Below are 23,167 nucleotides of genomic sequence, written 5' to 3'. Positions count from 1 at the left end.
CCGAGCGGGACGCCGTCGAACGTGCGGGCGTAGAGGCCGAGCACGCTGGCGGCTTTGACGGCGAACTGCGGATCGCGGATGAAGATCCAGGACTGGTGCTGCCACGGCTTGATCGTGTCGCGGGCCAGGATCCGGCGGATGGTGGACGCTGAAATCGCCGCGACGATGCCCCGGTTGACGGCTTGCTCGGCCAGGTCCGGGCATGTCCACCTCGACAGTGGTGTGCCGGTCTCGGCCGGCAACTGGCAGGCCAGGGCTTTGACTTCGGCGACCTGGACCGGCGTGAACCGGGTCGGCCGTCCGGGCCGGGACCGGTCGGCGAGGCCGGGCAGGCCTTCGTCGGCGAACCGGCCCCGCCAGCGTCGCACGGTGTCGACGGTCAGTTCGTGCCGGCGGGCGATCGCGGCGTTGGAGTGCCCACGGGCCGCGTCGCAGACGATTCTTGCCCGGATGACTTGCTGGTAGCCGGCGGTGCGGGAATGGGCGAGCAGGGTCAGCTGCCGTCGTTCGGTGGTGGTCAGCGTGATGGGGCGTGCGTGAGGGACGGGCACCGGCCAGCTTCCATCGAAGGCGATCTTGTCAGGGCCGGACGAGGATGCCGCTCAGGCGTGCCGCAAGCCGTCAGGACACGCCGGAGGGGCAGGATGTGAACCCATGCCGGTCATTCCTGCTTCCACCAAGACGTCCCTGCCGCAGCGGCTACGGGCCCGGGCCAAGACGAACTGGCCGCAGCTGGCCGGTGTGGATGTGCGTTACCGCGGTCAGTTCGCCTACGTCACCGTCGAGTTGACCGGTGGGCTGCAACTACCGGTGATGCGACTGCGTTACAGCGGATCCGCTCATCGCTGGCATCTGGCCGCCTACAAGGCCAGCAACAACAGCTACGAAGACCAGTACTGGTTCAGCGGCACCACCGAAGAAGCCCTCGACTTCGTCTGCAACGTCCTCATCAGCCCCATCGCCAACTGGCCGCATCAAAGCCCCGGACCGTCAACCCCCGAAGGACTTACGAACTGAAGCACTAAGTGTGACCCAGGCGCGGGCGCAACCAAGCCGTTTGTTGCTGGCTCGGCATCAAGTCGTGCCCTTCACCGGGCGGGAACACATTTTGGACAGGCTGGCCGCATGGACTGGCGCGGACGAACCGGTCGCGGTGTTGCTGGTGCACGGGGCGGGCGGACAAGGCAAGACCCGCCTCGCTGCCCAAGTTGGCGTTGAGTGCAAAGCTGCCGATTGGACGATATGGCAGGTAACTCACACTGCGACGCCAGTAGCCGGAACCAGCGCAGTCTCGCGAGTCGAGTTGCATGGTGGTGCGGTGCTGGCGATCGTCGACTACGCTGACCGGTGGCCACCTTCTGCTCTGATGGCGCTACTCAGCCAGTTGCGTGAACTGAATGTTCGTGCTGGCACCCGAGTACGGGTACTTACGCTGGCTCGGTCAACCAAATACTGGTGGCCGACCCTCGCCGACCGCGTAGAGGCCGAGCTCGATATCACGTCGGACGAACTAGCACTGCCCTCGCTGGCTACCGATCAACACGATTTATTCGCAGTTGCGGCTGCCCGCTTTGCCGAAGCGCTCGGTATCAAGCAAGCCAGCTGGGGCTCCCCACTAAATTTGGAAGACCCCGAATTCTCGCAGATTCTCGCCGTGCATATGGCTGCCCTGGCTTACGTTGATGCACATCGTCACGGTGATCAACCGCCAACGGAACCGCATGCAATTTCGTCATACTTGCTGCGTCGCGAGAGCACCTATTGGCATCTCCTGCATTCCCGGATCGAAGATCCGCTAAGCACGCCGCCACGGGTGATGCATCGCACGACATATACTGCAACTCTTACTGGAGCTTTACCACGCGCGGGGGGCCATGCAGCGCTGAAGGTACTCGGTTTGGCCGCCACGACCGCAGCTGCAGATACAATTATCGATGATCATCGCTTACTTTATCCACCGCTTGATTTGGATACTGCGCTGGAGGCGTTGCACCCGGATCGACTTGGCGAGGATCTTATCGCCTTGTCAACTCCCGGACATAATTATACCGATGCGATCGCCGTCACCCTCGTTGACGACTGGACCCTTAACGCGCCGCACATGCTTTCGATCGCAGGAATGGAGAAGTTGACGGGGGTCTCCAGCGCGATTGCCGTTCTGACGGAGGTCGCCTACCGCTGGCCCCACATTGCGAAAAAAGTGCTGTACCCACTACTGCGAAACCGTCCCGACTTGGCTATAGCTGCCGGGGGCACCGCCCTCATCCGGCTCGCCCACCTCCCCGATGTTGATATCACGATACTCAGTGCCGTTGACGACCAGTTGCCAACGCGCCGGGATATTGACCTGGATGCTGCTGCTGCTGCCATCAGTAGCGTTCTTATCGATTCGCATCTAGCCGATGCTGCCGAACCGGCTGAACAGGCACGGTTGCTAGCTCGCCATTCCTGGCGGCTAGCCAACGCCGGATATCGAGAGGAGGCACTGTCGCCGGCTGCACACGCTACCTCCATCTACCGTCAACTCGCCAAAACGAATGTGGAGGTATATCTGCCTGAGTTAGCCGGATCAGTGGTTAACCTTGGTAGTTGCATGTTCGAGGTGGGTCGACTCGAGGACGCTTTAGCGATTACCGGCCATGCGTCGGCCCTCTATCGTGAACTGGTAGCAAATAATCCTGGTCTCTACCTGCCAGGACTAGCAACTTCCTTGAACAACCTTTGCGCCATATTGACGAGACTGGGTCGCTTGTCTGATGCTTTGCAACCAGCTGAGGAGGCTGCTCGGATTTATTGGGGACTAGCTGAGGCGGACCCTTCTTTCCTGCCTGACCTAATCGGGTTGCTGGGCAATGTCAGTCAAATGTCAATGATGCAAGGGAACGCCAGTGAAGCCTTATCGATCGCTCGGCAAATAATCCGCGCCTATCGGCTTCTGGCAGAAAATGACCCGGACTCCCATCTCCCCAATTTGGCTCACTCCTTAACGGTGTATGTTGCAGCCTGTGAAATGTATGATTGCAATTGGGTCGAAGCACGCGACTTGATCCAGGAAGCGATCCAGCTTTATGAACGCTTGGCTGAACGCCTGCCGCACGCATTCAACGATAGTGTATGGGCGGCGTATCACAGCTACGCGAATATCCTTGATGCCCTCGGTGAAGCTAGTGCGGCGGCGGAAGTCCGTTGGCAGCTTTACAGCTCGAATGATGACGACTCGGACGAACTCGGCAGATGACTTCGGGGAAGGTCTCTTCTGTGAAGGTAACCGATAACCTGGCGATATGGCCGACCAGGTGACTGAAATCGAAACCGGCCGGATCGGCGTGGCGACGTTGGTCCAGGAAGCGCAGAGCTATCAGCAGCCGGCGAGTCTGCTGCTGTCGGTCGCGGGGCTGCTGCCGGAGACGGCGGTGGAAAATCCGTTCGGGGATCTGCCGGCGGAGTTGCAGGAACTCATCGTGGTGGTGGCGAAGGCGGACGCGCGTCAGCGGGAGACGCTGCTGCAGCAGGTGCGTTTTCTGAATCAGTGGGCTGCGTTGGCGGCGTCGGTGTCCGCGGCGCGTAGCTGAGCGACTTACGCCGCCGTCAGATGTGCGACGGGTTACAGGAAACCTTGATTCCTGCACTTACGAGCACATGATCTTGGTCGTTACGGTGAGGTCCGGAGTTCGCAGCCGACGACTGCACCGTGGCCATGTCGAAGCACGGTGCTTTCGGCGCCGGACGCCACACCGGCAATACGCCACGATGTCACATCCCGCACCTATCCTCTGCGGGTGCCGGCCAAGGCATGCCAGCGGTGCCAGAGTCCGGTATGGAGAACGACGGGGAGGCGCGAGGGTGGGACCGGAGCAACGCGACGGTGATCGGGATGCCGGTGCAGGACCTGACTTGTGGCAGCTTGCCGGGCTGCCGGGTGGGCTGCTGGAAGCGTCGTACCTGACGGGTAAGTACGCCTCGCAGTACCGGGTGATCGTTGACGTACTCTTGGACCAGCAGCAGCACACCCTTACCGGTGTCCCCGCCGCTGAACTACCGGACCTGCTGCGGACGTACCTGCGCGAGCACGGCACCGATCCCGCGCTGATCGACGAGTCCGGCTTCGACCTCAAGGACCGGATGACCAGCCTGGAGAAGTGGAAGGTCATCCACGTCTTCCAGGATCGTGCGCTGCGCGACGCGGACTTCGTCCGTGACCTCGACCGATACCAGCTGACCGAGACCGGTGCGCAACTGCATCGCGCGGTGGCCGAGCTGGGGCAGGACCTGGCCGCCGGCGCCGCGGCGACGCTGGCACCGGGCGTGCTGACAGCGAACCTGGCCGTGCTGAGCGCCGCGGCGACCACCGATCCGGCACAGGCTGCGTCGGCGTGGTCGATCATCGAGAATACCTATCAGGCGATGGCGCGTGCGGCGGCGGCCTGGCAGGCCCGCCTGGCCGGCGCGCTGGCGGGAACCCCGACGGCGGAGAAGGTCGCCGTCGTCCAGGAGACTCTGCGCCGCTACGTCGACATGTGGGGCGCTGGCGTCGACACGCACTCCGAGTCGATCACCACCCAGGTGACGCAGCTGTCCGCGCTTACCGACGCGGTGTGGCGCCGGATCGCGGTCCACAACCTCGGCGTCAACGCCGACGACGCCGCCATCGACGAGCTCGCGGCCTCCTACCGCAAGACGCTGGACACGCTGCGGGCCTGGTTCGACGGGCCGCACTGCCAGGCGCGGCGCCTGCGGCGGCAGATGCGCAACACCATCCAGCCGCTGCTGCGCGGGCAGCGGACCCTGGCCGCTGTCGGCGGGCACGTGTCACGGCGCGCGGAGCTGCTGGCCCTGGCCACGCGCCTGGAAGCGGAACCCGACGACACGTCGGCGTGGCGGCTGTGGGCGACCGCGACAGGGTTGTACTCGGCGGTGCACCTACCCGGCGCAGGCTCGGCACCGGCCGGGAACCCGTCCGCGTCGAGTTTCTGGGACGCCGACCCCGTCCCGGTCGAGGCCCGGCTGCGTAAGCAGGGCCCGAAAGCCACGACCGGGACCGCGTCACGGATTCCCGACCATCGGGACAACCGCCGGGCGGCCCGGGAACGTAACCGCCAGCTGCAGCAGTCGCAAGCCGCCACCGAACAGGCGGTCCTGGCACGTTCCGGGCTGCTGCTGTCGCAATGGACCAACGTCACCGACCCTGAACTGGAGATGCTGCTGATGGTCCTCGCCACCGTCGCGAACGCCCGCCCGGACCCGGCCGGGGTGCGGGAGGTCGTCACCGACGACGGCCGGTGGCACCTGCGAGCGGAACCGGTGCTGCAGACACCGTCCGCCGTCGTCAAGACCTCCGGTGGCCGGCTCGTGCATCCGGAAGTCCGGCTGCACATCGGTGTGGCGCAGGTGACTGTGTGACCGCGACCGAAGCCACCCGGGAAGCGCAGCGCGCGCTCGTGGGCCTGCTCGCGCAGCCGCTGGTCACCTCGGCCACGAACCCGGCGTTGTACCGGTCGGTGCTGCAACGGCAGAAGCAGGTCACCGACCATGCCCGCCGGGCCGGGTACCGCGTCCAGCGACTCGGTCGCGCGGTCCGCCTGATCCGTGTCCCGATCGCGGGAACGGTCGCGTTGCCGCCACGCCCGGCGCAGGCACCGTCACGGCGGCTGCTCGCGCTGACTTGCTGCCTGGCCGCATGCTGCGAGGACGTCAACGGCACGGTCACCCTGCAGCGGCTGTCGGACATGGTCCGTGATCTATGCGCCACCCCGGGGCTGCAGGTCACCGCCTATGACCCAGACGAACGCGCGCAGCGGCGGCTGCTGAGGGCGGCTGCGCAGTACCTCGACGACCTTGGCGTACTGCGCCGGCGGACCGACGACGAGCGGCTGCTCGACGAGTGGCTCGACGGCGGGTCCGGGCCTGGCGCCGGATACGAGGTCGACAAGGACGCGCTGCTGCTGATGACCAGTCCCGACACGCTGGCGCTGGCGTTGAACCCGGAACCCGCTGACGACGAGACCGTCACGGCGACCCGGGCGGTCCGGCAGCTGCGCGCGTTACTGGAAACCCCGGCGGTGCTGTACGCCGACCTGGACACCGCGGGTGCGGAGTTGCTGCGTAAGCAGCGGGGCCTGCGTGCCGCTGACCTGGCTCAGATGACCGGCGGCACGGTCGAGGCCCGCACCGAAGGGCTGGTGCTGGTCCTGACCGACGACGAGCGGGTCCCGGCCACGGTGGTCGACTGGCCGCGCCCGAAAGCGGTCGACTGGGTCGCGCTGCTGATGGCCGATCAGGCCGGGCGGGACGGCACCCGCCGCCCCGATGGCACAGTGCTGCTGTCGAGTGCGCAGGTCGACGAGCTCGCCGACGACCTGCTGCGCTGGCGTGGCGACTACATGAACAAGATGCAGAAGACGGCGGCGGGAACGATCCGTGCCGACGCGCAGACCAAGCTGTGTGAGCTGGGGCTGCTCACCGTGACCGATGACGGCGACTGGATCCTGTCGCCGGTCGCCGGCCGGTACCGCGACCCCGACGTCACGTTGATCGATACGGAGACGGCCCGATGACCTTGCCTGTGGTTGAGCACCAGCCGGGCCCTGACGTATCCGATCTGCTGCTGTCGGAGTGGCGTGACGCGGCGTGTACCGGTGGGCTGCCGATGCCGAACCGGCGGCGGTGGATGCCGCTGCGCGGCGGCGCCGTCGCGATGTGGGAGTTCGACGTCGTCGAGTACTGGTTCGCTGACGGCCGCGTCCAGCTCGTCGGGCACAACCAGTCGGGTAAGTCGACGCTGATGACGTTGACGACGCTGATCATGCTGCAGGGCGAGACCCGACCGCATTTGATCGACACGTTCGGCGAGTCGGGCAAGCGGTTCCGGTACTACGTCGAGCCGTCCGGGCAGCCGAAGGACCGGCGTGACATCACATCGTCGACGAACCGCGGCTGGGTGTGGGTCGAGTTCGGCCGCGTCGGCGACGACGGCACCCTGGAGTTCTTCACGCTGCTGCTGTTCGCCCAGACCAAACGCAGTGTGCAGGACATGCAGACGGTGTGGATGACCTGCCAGGGCACCGCCCGGGTCCGTGACGGTATCGACCTGGCCGTCGGGCTGTCGGCGTACGAACCGAAACACGTCGCCGCCGTCGACGGTGTCACCGTGCACGACAGCGGGAAGAAGTACGCCGCGCATGTCGCTGAGAAGCTGTTCGGTATCGACGACCCGGACCGGTACAAGACCGTCCTGACGATGCTGCGGTCGTTGCGGACCCCGAACCTCGGCAAGGTCCTGGACGCGGAGTTCTTCACCGGCCAGATCCGCTCCGCGCTCCCGGCGCTGGACAAGGCCGAGATCGCCGAACTTGCCGGAAGCTGGCAGGAAGTCGAGCAGCTCGGCCGTGACCGGGAGTACGCCGAAGCCGCTCGCGCGGCGATCACGGGGTACGTCAACCGGCAGTGGCGGCCGTGGACCGATGCGGTCCTGCGCCTGCACGGCGACGCTCTGCTCGACGCGGACGCCGCGGTTACCGCTGCGCAGGGCCACGTCGACCAGACCCAGGCGGCCATGGATAAGGCCCGTGAGGACCTGAGCGAGGAGACCCGCAGGACCCAGGATCTCATGACGGCCCGTGACTGGGAGCAGGGCAAGCACACGCAGCTGCTGCAGTCCGCGGCGTACGGCGACGCCGTCAACCGTGCCGCGGCCGCTCAACGGGCACGGGAGGACGCGAACACCGCCGCCCGCCAGTCCGAGGCTGCCCAAGGTGAACTGGTCAACGCCCGTGCCCGCGATGATCAGGCCAAGGCCAAGAAGCTGCGTGCAACGAACGCGCTGACTGCGGTGCACCAGGCCGTCGACGCCGCGACGCGGCACACGACCGATACTGGCACGCAGGCGGGCCTCGGCGATGACATCGGGGTGTGGGCGGCGTCCGGCGACGTCGACCGGATCGACGCCGCCGTCCGTAACCGCCGCCAGCATCTGAGCGCGCTGCGCCGGCTGCTGCGCGACGCCGCCGGCGCCGGCAGCAAGTGGCGTAACGCCGACGCTCTCGCCGAGCAGCGCGAGGGTGAGTACACCGCCCGTAAGACGGCGGCGTCCGAAGCCCAGGATGCGCTGACGGACGCGTTGCAGGAGCTGTCCGACAAACTCGAACGGTGGGCGGCGCCGCTGGGCGATGCCGCTCCGGATCCGGATCTGCGCCTGCGGTGGATGCAGCAGGTCACGGAGCAGGCGACGACGGCTCGGCCGCGGCAGGTCCTCGAAGGGCTGCTCAACGCCGACTGGCTGGAGCCGGTGGTCACACCGAAGCGCGACGAGGTGTCACAGTTGCGCACACATGCTTCTACAGCGACGCAGCGGGCGGTAGCCGCCGAACAGCACGCCGCCGAGCTCGAACGTGCCGCTGACCCGCTGCCGCGGCCACCGGCGGGCTGGACCCGCCGCACCCGGCCGGAGCCGGTGTCCGGCGCCGGTGCGCCGCTGTGGCGGTTGATCGATCCGGTCGCCGGTCTCGACCCCGACATCCTCGACCATGTCGAGGCGGCGCTGGCGGCCGCGGGCCTGCTCGACGCGTGGGTGAGCATCGACGGCGCGTGGGTCGCCGATCGTGACGGTGACGACGTCGTGCTCACCGTGACGGGCGCGGCGCCCACCGACAGCCTCGCGCAGATCCTCGTCCCGGCCGGCGACGCCGGGAAGCTGACGGCGACCGTCGCGGCGATCCTCGCCGGGATCGGCTACACGGCCGCGTCGGAACCGCTTGCCGGCCCGACCGCGGTCGCCGCCGACGGGCGGTTCCGGACCCCGGCAGTGCACGGCCGGGCCGGCCGTTCCGGGCACGGCGCCGAACTGATCGGCGCCGCCGCCCGCGCCGCCGCCCGCCAGCGCAGCATCGCCGAGCTGCGCGCCGCCGCCGAAACCGACCGTGCCGAAGCGCGACGGTTGACGGCTCAGGCTGAGCAGGTCAACGCCACGATCACATTCCTGCAGACCTCGGGCCGTAACGTACCCAGTGACGCCGACGCGGCCGCGGCAGGTGCCGGCCTGCACACGGCGAACGCCGAACGGGACCGGGCGCAGCAGCTGCACGCCGATGCTGCCGCCCACGCCGAGAAGCTGCGCAGGATCGCCGACGCCGCGGACGCCGCGGTGGTCGAACTTGCCACCGAGCACACCCTGCCGACCAAGCCTGACGAGGTCGACACGTTCGCCGGGCACCTGGATTCGGCCGCGGACGCGGCCGCCGGGCTACGGCTGGCGTTGTCGGAGCAGACCGGTGCGGAGAAGGAAGCCGCAGCGGCGATTCTCGACGCGGAGGCCGTGGCCCGGCTGCTCGACGATGCGGACCAGGCCGCCCGCGACACCGCCGCTGAAGCAGCAGCCGCCGCCGGCAGGGCCACCGAGGCCGAGGAGGCGGTCAACCTCGGCGACAAGGAGCTGTTCGCCCGCCAGGAGCAGCTCGCCGCGGCGATCGAGGAGCTCAACAAGTCGATCGTGCGCAGTACCGAGAACGGTAACCGCCTGGCCGGGCTCGCATCGAAAGCGCACAGCGACTGGGAACGCGCCTGCGAGCACCGCGACAACGCCACCTCGGTGCGCGACGTCGCGCTCGGCAGCTGGTGGGTGCCCGTCGACGCGGGGCTTGCCCCCGCCCGGAACCTGCCCGACGTCGACGGGCGTGACCTGAACGCAGCGCTCGTGCAGGCCGCCGCGGCCGCGCAGACGTTGCGGCCCCCGTCCTGGCCAGGCACCGCGGCGGAGAAGACGACCAGGACGAACACGCTGATGACCCGGGCCATCGGGCAGCAGGTGACCGAACTGCAGACTCTGCTGGAAGCCAACGGCGGCCGGTCGGTGACGGTCATCGAAGCCGACGACACCCGACCGCTGCCCGCGGTCATGCTGACCGTGGACGCCTCCGGGCAGCAGCTCAGCCCCGCGGATGCGATCCGGCACCTCGACGACGTCGTCGCCGACCTGACCGCCAGCCACGACGAGAAGCTCAACACCATGTACACCGAGCTGCTGTCATCGACGTTCATCGACCACCTCGCCGACCGGCTCCGCGCGGTCATCGACCTGCTCAAGGACGTCAACGCCGTCCTGGCGCGGCACCCCACCGGCGCGGACAAGATGACGTTGCGTCTGCGCCGGCACAAGGCCGCGGACCACACGGCCGGCTACAAAATCCTCAAGGCGATCGAAGACGGTGTGATCGCCTCAGAATCGGCGCAAGAGCAGATCCGGTTGTTCCTCGCCGACCGGCTGCAGCAGGCCCAGGACCTACCCGCCGACGACGAGTGGATCGACCGAGCCGCGACGCTGCTGGACTACCGGGCCTGGTTCGACATCGTGTGCGAGTTCCGGATCGGCACCGACCCCGACGACGACCCGAAACGCTGGCAGGCGCTGACCAAGCAGCAGCACACCGTCGACTCCGGCGGCGGTAAAGCAGTCACGCTGCTGCAGCCGCTGCTCGCGACGCTGGTCACGCTGTACTCAGAATCACCGAACTCACCGCGGCCGTTGTGGCTCGACGAGGCGTTCGTCGGCGTCGACCTGGCCAACCAGACCACGATGATGCGAATGCTCGTCGACTTCGACCTGGACTTCCTCGTCGCCGGTCCGGCAACGCTGGTCGCGTCCGCTCAGGTTCCGGCCGCAGCGATCTGGCACATCGCCCGGGCGCCGGCCCCGCTGCCCGGTGTCGACCTGTCCCTGACGTTGTGGGCCGGGCAGACCCTGCAGATTGTGCCGGTCGCAGACATCTCGGCCACCGCGCTGCAGCCGGTCCGGTCCGGTGACATGTACACCGAACCCGACCTGTTCTCCACTGCAACCGATGACACGACGGGCGAAGACGGCGACACGATCGGCGAGAACGGCGACGACGACGAGACGACCGGCGAAAGCAGCGACGAATGAGCGCCACCATCGACCAGTGGGCGGTACGGTCCGGGCCGGCGAAGGTCCTGGCTGCCGCCCGAATCCTGGTGGAGAACGGCCGGACCGGGCCACGGGTCACCGTCCGGGTCGACCTCGACCGCAACGAACGGGCACAGGTCGCACGGCTGCTCGGCGTGGGATGGGACTCCTCCGGCGCACCGGTCACGATCGGCCGGCTGACCGCTGCACTCGCCGGCGCCGGCGACGACCTGACCCAGCTGCTGATCCGCACCGGCGGCCCGCTCACCGACATCCCGGCGAAGAAAGCAGCCGCGGCAGCAGCCGCGAAAGCGGCCGTCGACGGCGCTTACCAGCAGCTGGTCGACGCCGGGGTACCCGCGCACGCGGTAGCGCTGGCCCAGGAACGCCGGTGGCTGGACAAAGCCGGGCAGCCGATCCCCGGCCGGGCGGCGGCCCTGAGCCGGTTGTGGCAACACCTGCCGAGCACCGGCCGTCCCCTGCCGGAGGTCGCCAACCACCTGTTCGGTGACCCGCACGCCCTGGACCGCGACGCTGACCTCGGCCGGGTCGCCGCCCGGCTGCTCGCCGCGGCTGCCGAGCCGAACGACCCGGCCGCAGCAGCGGCGGACGCGTTGACCGGCGAACCGTGGCGCAGCGTATGGGCCGCTTACGGAGTGCTCTGCGACGAGGTGTCCTCGAACGTGCTGGTGCTCAACCTCGTGTTGCAGGGGACGGCCGCAGCCGTGACCATCGCGGCCGCGGCCGCCGCCTGCGGCGAACCGGTCTGGCTGACCGCCCGCATGTTACGAGGGTCGTGGGCACCGGCCGACCCGGCGACGCCGGTACGGGTGTGTGAGAATCCGGCAATCGTGTCGGCCGCATCCGATGTCCACGGCGCCGACAGCCGTCCGCTGATCTGTATCTACGGCCGGCCGTCAGTGGGGGCGTGGATGCTGCTACGAGGCCTTGCCGCAGCAGGCGTACCGCTGTTGGTGACCGCCGATCGGGACAACGCTGGCCGGCAGTTCCTCACCGAGATGCTGAGCCTGCCGACTGCCGCTGAATGGCTCGCCGGCGTGGAGGGTTTCTACGAGGAGGCCCGGCTGGACGAGCTGCTGCAGGACCTCGCTCCCGCGGCACCGTCCTCACGCTGACCGAGGCCCGTCCGCTGGATGCCGGGCGTGGCGCACTCGACATTCTGTAGTCGATGACCCGCCGACCGCTTGTCCCCGGGCCCGACAGCGTCGGGCCGGCAGGCCCACCGGCCAGCGCCGGACCCGGCACCGGCCGCCGGTTCTGGCCACCCCTGACGACGACTGGCTGACCGGTGAGCCCACCCAGCTCCGGGCCGCGCTGACCGCCGCGATCCGCGGCGGCACCACCACCGCCCGGGCCGAGGCGGCCCTGCTGCGCTTCGGGCTCGGCCGCAGCCGCCGGCCCCGCACCCCGGCCGAGGCCGCCATCCGGCTGGGCATCACCGCGGCCACCGTCCAGCAGCGGGTCAACGACTGCCTGTTCGACGTGCACCGCATCGCGCTGCGCCGCCGGCCCCGGCCGAGCACCACCGAGCGGTCCGCGATCATCGCCGCGTCTCTGGCCAACCAGGCCCTCGGCGACCTCGACGTCGACCTGCGCGCCACCGGCGTGCGCATCGCGCGCCTGCTGACCGCCGCCCTGCCCGGCCTCGACATCGGCTCCAGTGTCCGGCTGTTGCTGCGGCTGACCGGCCGCCATCGGGCACTGGGGCCGGCCAGCCTGCACGGGCTGATCCTCGACGTGGAAGACGCGGCCCGCAGCGGCGACTAGCTGACCGAAGCCGACCACGGCGTCGACGAACTCGAGCACCGCCTGGACGGCGAGTAGCCCGCTATACGACGGGTGAGCGCCGGCGCCGGGCCTGCGAGGTGCGGCTGATGTCGAGCAGGACCTGCCGGGCAGCCTGGCAATCGCCCAGGGCGCGGTGCCCGCCACCGAGCGGCAGCCAGCGGCGGGAGCGGGCCCAATCGGAGCGGGCCTGCATGATGCACGCCCACTTCTCGCCGTCGGCGAGGTGGCCCGGTTTGCGGCCGGCCCGGTCGGTGTCGGCGAGCACGACGCCCAGGTCGTAGTCGGCGTTGTAGGCCGGCACCTGCCGGCCCTTGGTGATCCGCTTGAGGCGGGGGAGCACCTTGTCCCAGGTCGGGGCGTCGGCGACGGCGGCGTCAGTGATGCCGTGGATCGCCGTCGCGATCTCGGTGATCGGGCAGCCCGGGTTGACCAGCGTGTCGAGCAGCGTGCGGCCGGTCGCGGCGTCGATCACCGCGATCTCCACGATCGCGCCGAACATTCTCTCGGAGCCCGGCGTGGACGGCGTGACCTCCGGAAGGTGTATTCGCAGGTCAGAGGCCATCACAGGCAGACAATACGTGCGCGACGGGTGTCGCTCAAGCATCGTCATCGGCGTGGTGCAAGACGAAGGGGCTCCCGGCCGAAGCCGGAAGCCCCTTCGTCGGAGTAGGGCGGTTATCCGGTGACGAACCCGAAGGACGTCATTGCAATGCCGAGGATGGAAATAAATGCGACGCCCGAGATCGTCAAGACCGCCGGAATCGCGACGTTCATCGCCCGAAATACCCATCCGATAATCGCAGAAAGGAGGAGCGCGCCGATGAGGAACAGTCCGAACCATAGTCCGCGCTGATCACCGACCGCGGCGGCTTCCAGGAGCACGCCCGCTGGAGACGGGGTGGTCGCAGCCGCTGGTGTACTGGTGTCAACCAGCTGTAGTAGTGTGGTTAGTAGTAGCAAGGTAACCCCTAACACGAGACCCAATGTGCGCGGGGAAGCTTCTGGATGGCCCCGGGGGTGCAACCCCGGGGCCATCTGTCCTCGACCTGCGAACAGATCGACGACGCGAAATCGCTCGCCCCATAGGAACATCCTAGAGTCCCCGGGCGCATTCTTCGAACCCCGCGACGCGCGGGGGGCACATTTCTCGGTCCAAAGCACTCGGCGAGTGCAATACGGGGACGAAATGCCGGGCTATTTGTTCACCTCGATTGGCGAGGTTGGCGATTCGCTTGCGCGAGTAGCGCGCGGTTCGCGGCTCGCGCGGCGTCGAGTTCTTCGTCTCGTTCGTGAAGATCACGCCACCGATCCGAACACCAGGGCGGCCGTGGCCACCGGCCCAGCAGCGAGCAGGATCGTCTCCACCGTGGCGCTCACCGTCCCACCTCGCCCGGGCCGTCGTCGGCGAAGTGCTCGTCAACGAACTGGATGAGCGCGAGCGGGGAGCCGCCGAAGTGATCGCGGACGCGTTGCTGGATCGCGCGCACGTCGTGGCCGGGCAGGAAGTCGCGGTCGCTGGTCTCGCCGCAGCCACACGCGCACGCCCGGGTGCGGAAGGCGGTCTCCTCGGGCAGGTCGCAGTAGCCGACCGGGTTCTGGCTGCCGTTGACGACCGGGTCGGGCTTACCCAGGTAGGCCTCGCGGACCGGGTGGCCCTGCGGCAGCAGCCGGCCCTGCAGCGCGACCCGCTCGCCGCTGGGGGTCTGGTGGACGGTGTGGCCGGTGATCTCGGCGATCGCCCGGGTCACGCCCTCACCGGTGATGAGCGCGAACAGCTCCCGGCCGGCCTTCTCCTTGTTCATCTTCCAGACGCCGCGGCCGGCCTCCCACGCCTCGTCCTCGGTCATCCGCGGGAAGTAGCCGATGTGACCGCGCCCGAGCGGGTCGCCGGTCACCGTCTCGTAGCCGCCGAGCTTCAACCGAACCGCCATGTCATGCCCTCATCTCTGCCAACCGGGTTACGTGAAGCCAGTACACCAGCGCACGGGGCGGTGTGAATAGGTGCTGTACATACTTTGCCAATCGACCTTGTAAAGACGTCTAATGTTCAAGTCGTATCCGGTTTGGGGTGATGCGAACACGCCGGAGGTCAACTTCAGATAACTGTGAATATCTGAAGTAGAGTGGCGGGGTGACTTCAGATAACGCGGCCCAGGGGTCTCGACAGCCTCCCGGAACAACTTCAGATAACAGGACACCCCGTCTCGTCGACCGCGACTACCGGTTCCTGCGCGAGCAAACCGCGCGGTGCGAGCAGCTCGCCGGCACGATCGGCAACGACCGAGCCCGGAAGATCCTCGACCGGCTCGCCGAGCGCGGCCGCGGCGTGCTCGCCCCGTTCCGCGTCGAGCCGGCCCTGCACGAGCATCTCAGTCACTTCGCGTACGGCCGCGCGGTCGCGCTGCTCGCCGAGATGCTGCGCCAGGCCGCAGGCATCGCCGAGCGGGTCGTCGCCCACGAGAGGGAGGGCACCGAGCCTCGCAACTCCTCCCGCACCCAGCTGTGGGTCGAGCTCGACGCCCTGACCGAGTGGGCCGACGACCTCGGCGCCCTGGCGGTCGCGAACGCGCCGCAGCTGCATCTGGACACCCAGGTCGGTGCCCGCGCCCTGTCGCGCCGGCTCATCAGCGCCCACCAGATCAACCAGGCCGCCGATCAGGTCGACGCCGCGATCGCGCGGGCCCGCGCACTGCCGTACCCGGACCCGGCCGTCGACGAGCTCGCCGCGACAGCCGTCCGACTGCGCGCCCAGGCCGCCGCGCTCTGGGCTGACCAGTCCGACACCTGGATGCACGACTGGTCCACCCGGCAGCAGCGTGCAGTAGTAGATAAGGAGAAGGACACGGTGCCGGCGATCGCCGGCGGGTCGATGCCGGATCCCGCACCGACGTCCGAACAGACACCTCCCCGTGTGCTGCGGGCCGAGCCGGGGGGAGCACCGCCAGCGCCGCTCGTTCGGCGCCCCGTTCATCGGCGGCCGCGCCTGGCACTACTTCGACACCGCCGACCGCTGGGCGGTCTGCGCCACCGGCAGCCCGGACCAGCACACCATCGACCGGACCCATGCAGTGCCCGTCGCCGAAGTCCCGCCCCGGGCGGCCTATCAGGCGCTGGACTGGCACCGCGACCGCGAGCGCGCCACCGGAGCCAGCCGGTGAGCGCCGCGGACGTGCACCAGGTCCCCATGCGCGACGAGAGCTCCGCCGGCCCCGAGCCGGTAGGCGCCCCGACCCGCTCCGGAGCCGCCTTCCACTACTGCGCCGCCGCCGGGAAGCCGCCGGCATGCGGACGGGTGACGACCACGATGCTGCTCCGGCATGTCGCGCTGCCCGCCGCCGACGTGCCGGCCGACCTACGATGCTGGCTGCACGCCTGCCGCGAGCAGTACGCCGCCCTCGACGCGGGAGGCGACCAGTGATCGCGTCGGATGGGACGGTGCGCCGGATCCAGATGAGCCGCCAGCACCCCTGGCGAACCGAACACCCCGACGCGGTCATCGTCGACCGCAGCACCCGCTGGGGCAACCCGTACAACGTCGACGAGCTCGGCCGTGCCGAGGCCGTCGACCGCTTCCAGCAGGCGCTCCTCGCCGGGGAGCTGCCCGGCATCGGCGAGCACCCGCCGGTCACCGTCACCGACGTGCGCGCCGAGCTGGCCGGGCAGACCCTGGCCTGCTGGTGCGCTCCCGGCGCCGAATGCCACGCCGACGTCCTGGCCGCGGTCGCTGCCGGCGAACTCGGACCGCCCCGGCGCGGCCGCGCCCCGGCCGTGTTACCCCCGCGGCTGCAGATCGTGCACGCCGGCTACGTCACCGCGCTGGGCAAGGCGACCATGCTCGACGAGGACACCCGCCGCGCCTACGCCTCCCGCGTGCGCACCTACCTGGCCTGGCTCGACGGGGCCGACGTCGACGGCGACCCGCTGACCGATCCGGCCGCCCGCGACGGCGCGGTCCGCGACTACAAGAGCCACCTGCAGACGGTCCTGAAGCGCAAGCCGGCCACCATCAACGGGGCGCTCGCCGCGATCGGCGACTTCTACCTACGCTGCGGCCTGGGCGTGCCGAGCGCCACCAGACTCGACCTGCCGCCCCGGGCGCCCCGGGCACTGAACGAACGGGACAGCAAGCGGTGGCTACGCGCCGTGGAACGCCGGGAGAACCTGCGTGATCAGCTGATCGGGCTGTTGCCGTTCTACGCCGGCGTGCGGATCGGGGAGGAGGTCGCCCTCGACGTCGACGACGTCCAGATCTCCGCCCGCAAAGGCCTGATCATCGTGCGTTCCGGCAAGGGCGGCCGCTACCGCGAGGTCCCCGTGCACCCGGCGCTACGCGGCCCGCTCGTCCGGTACCTCACCGAGGTCCGCCCCGGCCTGCCCGGCACCGCCGACAGTAAGGCGCTGCTGCTCAACCACCGCGGCGCCCGGCTGTCCTACCGCGGCGCCCACGACATCCTCAAGGCGATCGCCGAGGACGCCGGCATCCCCGACGACGTCTTCGACGGCGGCCACACGCTCCGGCACACCTTCGGCACCCGCCTCGTCCGCGAAGGCCACGACCTGGTCCTGGTCGCCGAACTCATGGGCCATGCTCGGCTCGACACCACCCGGCTCTACAGCCTGCCCACCGACGAGGACTAGCAGACCGCGATCGACAGCCTGCTTATCGACCGGTGAGCCGAGGAACCCTGGTCGGCCCTGCCTGCGGGGCGGGGCCGACCACCGGGGGAGGACCTACATGAACTGGGTGGCCTGCTGCGCGGCGCTTTCCAGCCGGCTCACGACGTGCGGCAGACTTTCCGCTGCGTACGAGAGCTGGGCGGCGGAGGTCTGGAACGCCGAGGTGCCGAGCACCTCGGCGGCGTACACCAACGCCCCGGCGGTATCCTCGCCGATGCCGGAGTCGGACAGCGCGGCGATGATCGCCTGAAGCTCCTTGACGGTGTCCGCGTTGGCGATCCCGGTCTTCTCGAGTTTCTCGGTGATGGCCTCGAGCCGCTTGAGCGGTGGCTCGGCGATCTCGGACAGCGCCGTCATCAGCGACTCGGTGCTGGGAATGCGGAGCCGGTCCAGAACTGCATTGTGGGGACCTTCATGCTGCTTTTTCCACTCCAGCAGCACTTCGGCCGGGTACAGGCGCTCCCCGTCCCGGCCGTCGACCTCCCGGTGGTGGGCATAGCAGAGCAGCAGCAGGTTTGAGAAGGAGTCGCGCTTCTCGGCCGGCAGGTCGGGCCGGTAACGGCGTGCTCCGGGTTTGACCCCGTAGATGTGGGCCACCTGGCAGTTCTGTTCGAAGTCGATGCGGTTCGCGGCGTTCAGCCGGTCCAGCAACACTTGGTGCAACTGGTCGAATACGCCTGCCTCGGTCCACCGCTTCAGCCGCCGCCAGCAGGTCATTCCGGAGCCGAACCCGAGTTCCTGCGGCAGGTCCTCCCAGCCGATCCCGGTGTGCAGCACGAACAGGATCCCCTGCAAACACTGCCGGTCCGGGACCGGCCGCGGTCCCGGCGCCTTGTCCGGCCAGGGCGGCAGCAACGGCTCGATCACCGCCCACAACTGGTCATCAACGATCCACGCCTTGCTCACGCCTGAGCAGAACGAGACTGCCCCTCACCAGGTAGCGCTGATCTCACCGACGTCAATCAAAGAGATCGTGTTAGGAGCTTTAAGCGTCGGCGAGCAGTGCGTCAAGCGGGACGACATCCCGACCGGCCCGCAGGATCGGCAAGGAGAAGTCGGGCGGTCGCTCATGCGAAACCGGGAGCGCTGGAAGGCGGTCAAAACTATTATGAGTATGGCTGAAAGTCGTCGACGAACGAAATCAAATCATGCGTGCTGATGGGGGCCTCACCGTGATCACAGCAGTACCCGCAGATGACGGTGCCCCGGCGCAGTGGATCACTGCCGCCGTCCGCGAGTCCCGATATGACGTCGGATCACTCGTGACCTACGATTTCCCCGCATATGCACGAGTATTTCATCCAGTCATACGCGTAAATAAGGTCAACGGAGAGGAGGATAAAGAGGAGGAGCTTACGTGGAGCTATGTCTGTAAGATCACCGGCCGGACGGCGCATGCCTCAATGCAGTGGGAGTCGATCGCCGGCTCCCTTGCCCACGGCAACTCCCCGCTGTGGAGCACCGACCCTTGGCAGGGCTCACTGACCCGCAATCAGGTGATCAGGCTGATAGCGACGCTCGGGGCGCACACCTCGACCCCGAACCGATGCTATTTCGCCATATGGACCGGTGCAGACCTGCGAACAAGCGACCGGGCAGCCCCAGTAGTGCGAATCGGCAATCGGGACATGGTATTGCTGTCCGGGCCGATAGAGGCGGCCACAACCTTGTCCGAGCCTGGTCACTTCCAGTCTCCGAGCCTATGGTGGCCGGAGGACCACGCGTGGTGCGTCGCCACTGACCCGGATCTCGACAGCACCTACGTCGGCGGCGGCCGGGAGTGCGTCGAAGCGCTGACCGCTGATGATCATCTCGAAGCCTTGCCGATAGCCGCGCGCGACAGCGTCACGCGAAACAGCGATACCCTCAATGCTGCCGAGGCTCCGTAAGGAACACCATCCCCATCACGGTGGTTCCACCCTTCGAGGCCTTGCGCCGAGAGAACGCCTCGTCAACTGACAGGGAACGCCCATGCGGCTGCTGCTTCCGGCTCGTCGTTCACGCGCATGCCGGCGGGCACGAACCAGGCAACATTCAAGATAATCAGCTTGAACGAGCTCTCCGGAATAAACCTGACAACCAACTCGGTCCCGATCGAGTAGTTGCATGGGTTGTTTCCATCGCCACTTTTCGGCTCGCAAGTATATTGCGGAGTCTCGGAAACGGGAAGGCCGTTGTCGCCGACTGCAGCATGAGCCAGAACCTGTATTTGGACGGGCTCTGCAGTGATGGCCAGATGAATGGCCAGCGAGGACCCGGTGGTAATAACGGCCGTCTTCTCGCGGGATATTGATTGTGCCTCGGTGGGGCCATGTGGGTCGAGCCAATCCCGGTAGACTATCTGGCCTTTCACCTGACTGTTTCCCTGCCGCAGCAGCGCTACCGGCGGAATCCGGGTAGGTCCCGGCCCGACAGCTCTGAGCTGACCGTCTGTCGGCGTCACCGGAGGGGTTGTGGTGGCGTTTGCCCCGAAGACCGCGACCGCCGCCGATGACGAACTCATCAAGGGAGCCGGACGGTTTGGTTGCGCATCCCCGCAGCCGCCGACACCTACAGCCGTTAACAGGATCGCCGCCGTCGTGAGCACCCTGCTCGTCAGTGGTTGCTTCAACGCCGACCGGCCGGCGTCGAGCGAGACGCTCGACGCCGGCCGGACCAATGAAACGGAAGATCTGGAGTCCACTAGCAGGTTATAGCGTTTTGCTGCTTAGACGTCCTCATGTAATACGACTTTCCGTTGGCCTCAAGGCTCTCATGGTAGGATGTGCCCTTCCAGTCGTGAGTATCGCCGACGCAGCGGGGCGAGCCAGCATTCTGCTTAAAGGCCTTGGTCCAGGAAGGGGCCACGCCCTTATAGGTAGAGAGGAGGCCGCTGTCGCCCCGCTTCTCCCAGCCGTAATAGCGCGATCGGTACAGTTTGATCCAGAGCTTGAGCTGCTGCACGGCCACCGCGCACTTGGTGCTGCCGGTTACGTTGATCGTTCCGGGCACGTGACCAGACCTGTGCGGATTTTGGGTCGATCCGACACATCCCGAGGGGCTGACCTCCATGTTAACCGCCTGCGCGCCAACTGTTCCCGGCTGTGACGATGTCGTGGTCGAGTCCGAGAGAGACGTGTCCTGGTCGTTCGCGATCTCGGCCCCGGGAGGAGTTACCGAGCTGGCCACGTAGAAATGGTATTGAGCAGTGGGTGACAGGGTCCCCGCGGCACTCCGGGAGCGTACATAAAGGGTGTGCGCGCCGTTGGTGGGCGGCGTGATGGTGACCGTGGCGGAGGTGGTTCCGCTGTCCGGCGCAACTTCGGTGCCTGGAGTGGTCGTGTCCAGCCCATACAGGAAAGCCGCGGCGTCGACGGCTTCTGGCGCGTTGAGGGTGAAGACGCCCGGGGTCCCCGCCGGTCCCGAGGACGACTCGCTCACGTAGTCGATCGACGTAACTGTCGGAACTGCCCTGTTGACCGAAAACTCGCACCACGGAGACCACGCTGAGGTGGCGACATCGCTGCTGGCTTTCACGCGCCACATGTAGTCACCGTTGCTGAGAGCCGGGACCGCCACCATGGTCGGTTCATCCACCGGCACAGCGGTGTTGGAGGCTGTCCCGGTGGCCTGGCTGGCGCCCACTCGCCACCATTCAAAGGTGACGTTTGTAGAAAGGGCGACTTCATCAGTGAAGGTGGCGTTCAAGACCGGAGTGCTCGTTCCGATGACCGGCCGACTGGCGCCAACGGTACACGGACTTAGGCCCGTGCCATCGAAACCGGCAGGGGCCGTCGATGGAGTCGTGGACCGATACAACATCTGAGGAAGGCTGTTGTAGGTGACGTACATGTAGGGTTTTCCGGATGTGTTCTCGCCGGACCGGACCCTTTTGAAGTACGAGACATCGGTTTCCGACGGAGCCTTCAGCGCCATGCCAACCTGACCAGAAGCTGTGTTGGCCCAGGTTTGCACAAGCGCGTCAAGCAGATGCGGGTCGGTGTTGATGTAACCGGCCTCGCAGGACGCCTGCCCCTTCGATCCAGATGTCGATCCGGCCTTAGTAGCCCCAATAGCTGGCTGTCCGGTCGTGCCCGATCCGCTGTAGGCCCATCGAGTGGCAGTGGTGGCGAGCCCAGCAGAGTAGACATCGATGGCGCGGCTGCCGCAGGTGGCGGAATAGGAGTTCCACAACCCCAGATGCGCCTCAACAATTTGCTTGCCGCGGATCGATGCCGGGTCCCAGTTCAGGAAAGCCCGTGCAGGCTTCCCGGTGTTGTCGGTTCCGATCTGGAGATCCAGGGACGCGGACTGATCAGAGGTGACCCCGTCTTTGACGAACGTGTCTAGGGTGCCCTTGAAGTTGATGTCCGGGTCGACAATCACCGGGTATTGCACCTTCGGGTCCGTCAAGAAGGCCAGGTCAGGCGTGAGGGTGACGTCGACCCCATACGGCTTAGATGTCAAGGTGTACGCGACGGGAGAAAGTTTGCTTGGCGCCTGTGACACCGGATCTAGGTTTGCCGCCCACATTTGTGGCGCGGGCATGGTGGCGACCACGGTGCCGTCGGCCCGGAGGAAGTCGACCCCAGCGCCATCCTTCATTCGCGGGCTCAGACCGTCGAGTTTCAGCGGCATCGTGAACGACACCGGTCCGGTGGGTCGTGACTTGATCACCGTGTGTTGCAGGAAGCCCGTGGCCGTTGTCGTGATTTTGACGTCGGTCCCGGACGTTACATCGCGGTAGGTGGCGGTGTCGCCGGCGATCTCGGGAGCTGGCAGCCAGCCGCGCCATGCAAGGCTCAAGCCCGCAGAGGTGCCCTCCGATGACGTCAGCAGATCCCGGTCGCCCTGTTTGCCGCGCAACGTCGGAAGATCGCCGGAAAACATCTTCAAGCCTTGGGGGTGTGCCGCGGGACGCGCTTCCCCGTTAGCGTCGCGAACCAGGTGAGAATCAATGTCTACCCAGGCGCCGTCGCGCTTGAACCGAATCGGCCCGGCGTCCATTTGGGTGCTCAGTGTGCCGTCCGGGTTCGCCCAAGTCGTTGACGCCTCAGTTCGCTGCGACACGACCTCCGTCTTCAGCCTGTTCGAACGCGCAGCCGCAAACGCCGAAGCAACGTCATCGCCAGGTCCGGACGCCTTCGGTGTATGCCAACCATCACCAGGCACCGCGGCAGCAGCTGGTGCCGGTACGCTGAAAACGCCCGCTGCCAAAGCGAGGGGTAGCGAAGCAGACACCCAAGACCGCAAACTTCGCCCAGCGTGCGAATGATGAGGAGGGTGGTCAGAACTTCCCAACATGCTGTGAACTCCAGACAATGTTCGACGAGCGGACAGTGCGGAGGAAGCTATCGGCGCTGCTTTGGCAACCATGAGGCAACTCAGAAGACTTTTAGAGGGCGGTTTGAGATCGCAGGCCGAAGGCCCGCCATATCCGGGTGACCGGGGGCTGGGACAGCCGGACGTGGGCTGCCATTGACCGGTCGACCAATGGGGGGCGCCCCTCGGCGTGGCTTCCAAGGTGGTGGTGATAACCCGTTCGAGTCCGTGTCGGCGATCATGCTGGCCGGCCCCGGCCGCGGCTCGTCGGGCAGGCCATCGAGGCGATCGACGGCGAACCAGTTACGCCACTTGTGCACCACGTTGCGCGAGATCCCAACTGCACTGCGATCTCCGTGTTCGTGCTGGTACCAGCCTCGGCGCAGGCCAGAACGACTCGCGACCGGGCAGCAAGAGCCTGCGCCGACGACGGCCTGCGCGACCACGCGAGCCGCTGCTCACGCT

General features: G+C 67.4%; 17 protein-coding genes and 1 pseudogene. 11 read left to right on the top strand and 7 right to left on the bottom strand.

What is annotated here, in order from left to right:
- Nucleotides 1-551, bottom strand: a 551-nt coding sequence (locus ACH442_RS44155; RefSeq protein ID WP_396344166.1) for a helix-turn-helix domain-containing protein, incomplete at its 3' end; no start/stop codon positions are given.
- Between the two features lie 103 nt (nt 552-654).
- On the opposite strand from ACH442_RS44155, the gene ACH442_RS44150 reads away from it, so the two are divergent.
- The 8 genes from ACH442_RS44150 (at nt 655) to ACH442_RS44115 (ending at nt 12,703) form a co-directional block, all read left to right on the top strand.
- Nucleotides 655-1,017, top strand: a complete 363-nt coding sequence (locus ACH442_RS44150) for a hypothetical protein (protein ID WP_396344165.1) — start codon at nt 655-657, stop codon at nt 1,015-1,017.
- A gap of 10 nt (nt 1,018-1,027) precedes the next feature.
- A complete protein-coding gene (locus ACH442_RS44145) occupies nt 1,028-3,238 on the top strand; it encodes a tetratricopeptide repeat protein (RefSeq protein WP_396344164.1) in 2,211 nt (736 codons plus the stop codon).
- 46 nt (nt 3,239-3,284) lie between these two features.
- Entirely contained in the window at nt 3,285-3,572 is a 288-nt protein-coding gene (locus ACH442_RS44140; protein ID WP_396344163.1) for a hypothetical protein, read from the top strand.
- Between the two features lie 322 nt (nt 3,573-3,894).
- Nucleotides 3,895-5,400 carry a DUF2397 domain-containing protein gene (locus ACH442_RS44135; protein WP_396344162.1) on the top strand — a complete coding sequence of 502 codons (1,506 nt, stop codon included), beginning with the start codon at nt 3,895-3,897 and terminating at the stop codon, nt 5,398-5,400.
- On the top strand, nt 5,397-6,554 hold the full coding sequence (locus ACH442_RS44130) for a TIGR02678 family protein (RefSeq protein WP_396344161.1): 1,158 nt from the start codon (nt 5,397-5,399) through the stop codon (nt 6,552-6,554). The genes ACH442_RS44135 and ACH442_RS44130 overlap by 4 nt, the downstream gene beginning before the upstream one ends.
- A complete protein-coding gene (locus tag ACH442_RS44125; RefSeq protein ID WP_396344160.1) occupies nt 6,551-10,915 on the top strand; it encodes an SbcC/MukB-like Walker B domain-containing protein in 4,365 nt (1,454 codons plus the stop codon). The genes ACH442_RS44130 and ACH442_RS44125 overlap by 4 nt, the downstream gene beginning before the upstream one ends.
- On the top strand, nt 10,912-12,051 hold the full coding sequence (locus ACH442_RS44120) for a TIGR02679 domain-containing protein (RefSeq protein ID WP_396344159.1): 1,140 nt from the start codon (nt 10,912-10,914) through the stop codon (nt 12,049-12,051). Before ACH442_RS44125 ends, ACH442_RS44120 begins: the two co-directional genes overlap by 4 nt.
- Before the next feature lie 367 nt (nt 12,052-12,418).
- The gene (locus tag ACH442_RS44115) at nt 12,419-12,703 is read left to right on the top strand and encodes a hypothetical protein (protein WP_396344158.1); all 285 of its coding nucleotides are present in this window, start codon (nt 12,419-12,421) and stop codon (nt 12,701-12,703) included.
- Nucleotides 12,704-12,764: 61 nt separating this feature from the next.
- On the opposite strand, the gene ACH442_RS44110 is transcribed toward ACH442_RS44115, so the two are convergent.
- The 3 genes from ACH442_RS44110 to ACH442_RS44100 all read right to left on the bottom strand — a co-directional run bounded on the left by ACH442_RS44110 (nt 12,765) and on the right by ACH442_RS44100 (nt 14,655).
- Nucleotides 12,765-13,286, bottom strand: coding sequence for a 3'-5' exonuclease (locus ACH442_RS44110; protein ID WP_396344167.1), 522 nt, complete (start codon nt 13,284-13,286; stop codon nt 12,765-12,767).
- A 113-nt stretch (nt 13,287-13,399) separates the two neighbouring features.
- The gene (locus tag ACH442_RS44105; RefSeq protein ID WP_396344157.1) at nt 13,400-13,606 is read right to left on the bottom strand and encodes a hypothetical protein; all 207 of its coding nucleotides are present in this window, start codon (nt 13,604-13,606) and stop codon (nt 13,400-13,402) included.
- A 491-nt stretch (nt 13,607-14,097) separates the two neighbouring features.
- Nucleotides 14,098-14,655, bottom strand: coding sequence for a hypothetical protein (locus ACH442_RS44100; RefSeq protein WP_396344156.1), 558 nt, complete (start codon nt 14,653-14,655; stop codon nt 14,098-14,100).
- A gap of 200 nt (nt 14,656-14,855) precedes the next feature.
- Between ACH442_RS44100 and ACH442_RS44095 the strand changes: the two genes are divergently transcribed.
- Both ACH442_RS44095 and ACH442_RS44090 read left to right on the top strand, forming a co-directional pair.
- A complete protein-coding gene (locus ACH442_RS44095) occupies nt 14,856-16,142 on the top strand; it encodes a hypothetical protein (protein ID WP_396344155.1) in 1,287 nt (428 codons plus the stop codon).
- Entirely contained in the window at nt 16,139-17,362 is a 1,224-nt protein-coding gene (locus ACH442_RS44090; RefSeq protein ID WP_396344154.1) for a tyrosine-type recombinase/integrase, read from the top strand. The genes ACH442_RS44095 and ACH442_RS44090 overlap by 4 nt, the downstream gene beginning before the upstream one ends.
- A 654-nt stretch (nt 17,363-18,016) precedes the next feature.
- Here the strand turns inward: ACH442_RS44090 and ACH442_RS44085 are convergent.
- Nucleotides 18,017-18,307 (bottom strand): annotated as a pseudogene (locus ACH442_RS44085) (transposase); the annotation flags it as partial.
- 356 nt (nt 18,308-18,663) lie between these two features.
- Here ACH442_RS44085 and ACH442_RS44080 point away from each other — a divergent pair.
- Nucleotides 18,664-19,290 (top strand): hypothetical protein, encoded by a 627-nt coding sequence (locus tag ACH442_RS44080; protein ID WP_396344153.1) that lies wholly within the window; start codon nt 18,664-18,666, stop codon nt 19,288-19,290.
- 62 nt (nt 19,291-19,352) lie between these two features.
- On the opposite strand, the gene ACH442_RS44075 is transcribed toward ACH442_RS44080, so the two are convergent.
- Nucleotides 19,353-20,084, bottom strand: a complete 732-nt coding sequence (locus ACH442_RS44075) for a hypothetical protein (protein ID WP_396344152.1) — start codon at nt 20,082-20,084, stop codon at nt 19,353-19,355.
- Nucleotides 20,084-22,387, bottom strand: a complete 2,304-nt coding sequence (locus ACH442_RS44070; RefSeq protein WP_396344151.1) for a DNRLRE domain-containing protein — start codon at nt 22,385-22,387, stop codon at nt 20,084-20,086. Before ACH442_RS44070 ends, ACH442_RS44075 begins: the two co-directional genes overlap by 1 nt.
- Nucleotides 22,388-23,167 lie beyond the last annotated feature (780 nt).

The sequence above is a fragment of the Actinoplanes sp. NPDC020271 genome (assembly GCF_044388125.1).
Lineage (GTDB): Bacteria > Actinomycetota > Actinomycetes > Mycobacteriales > Micromonosporaceae > Actinoplanes.
This window is presented reverse-complemented; position numbering and strand designations above follow the sequence as displayed.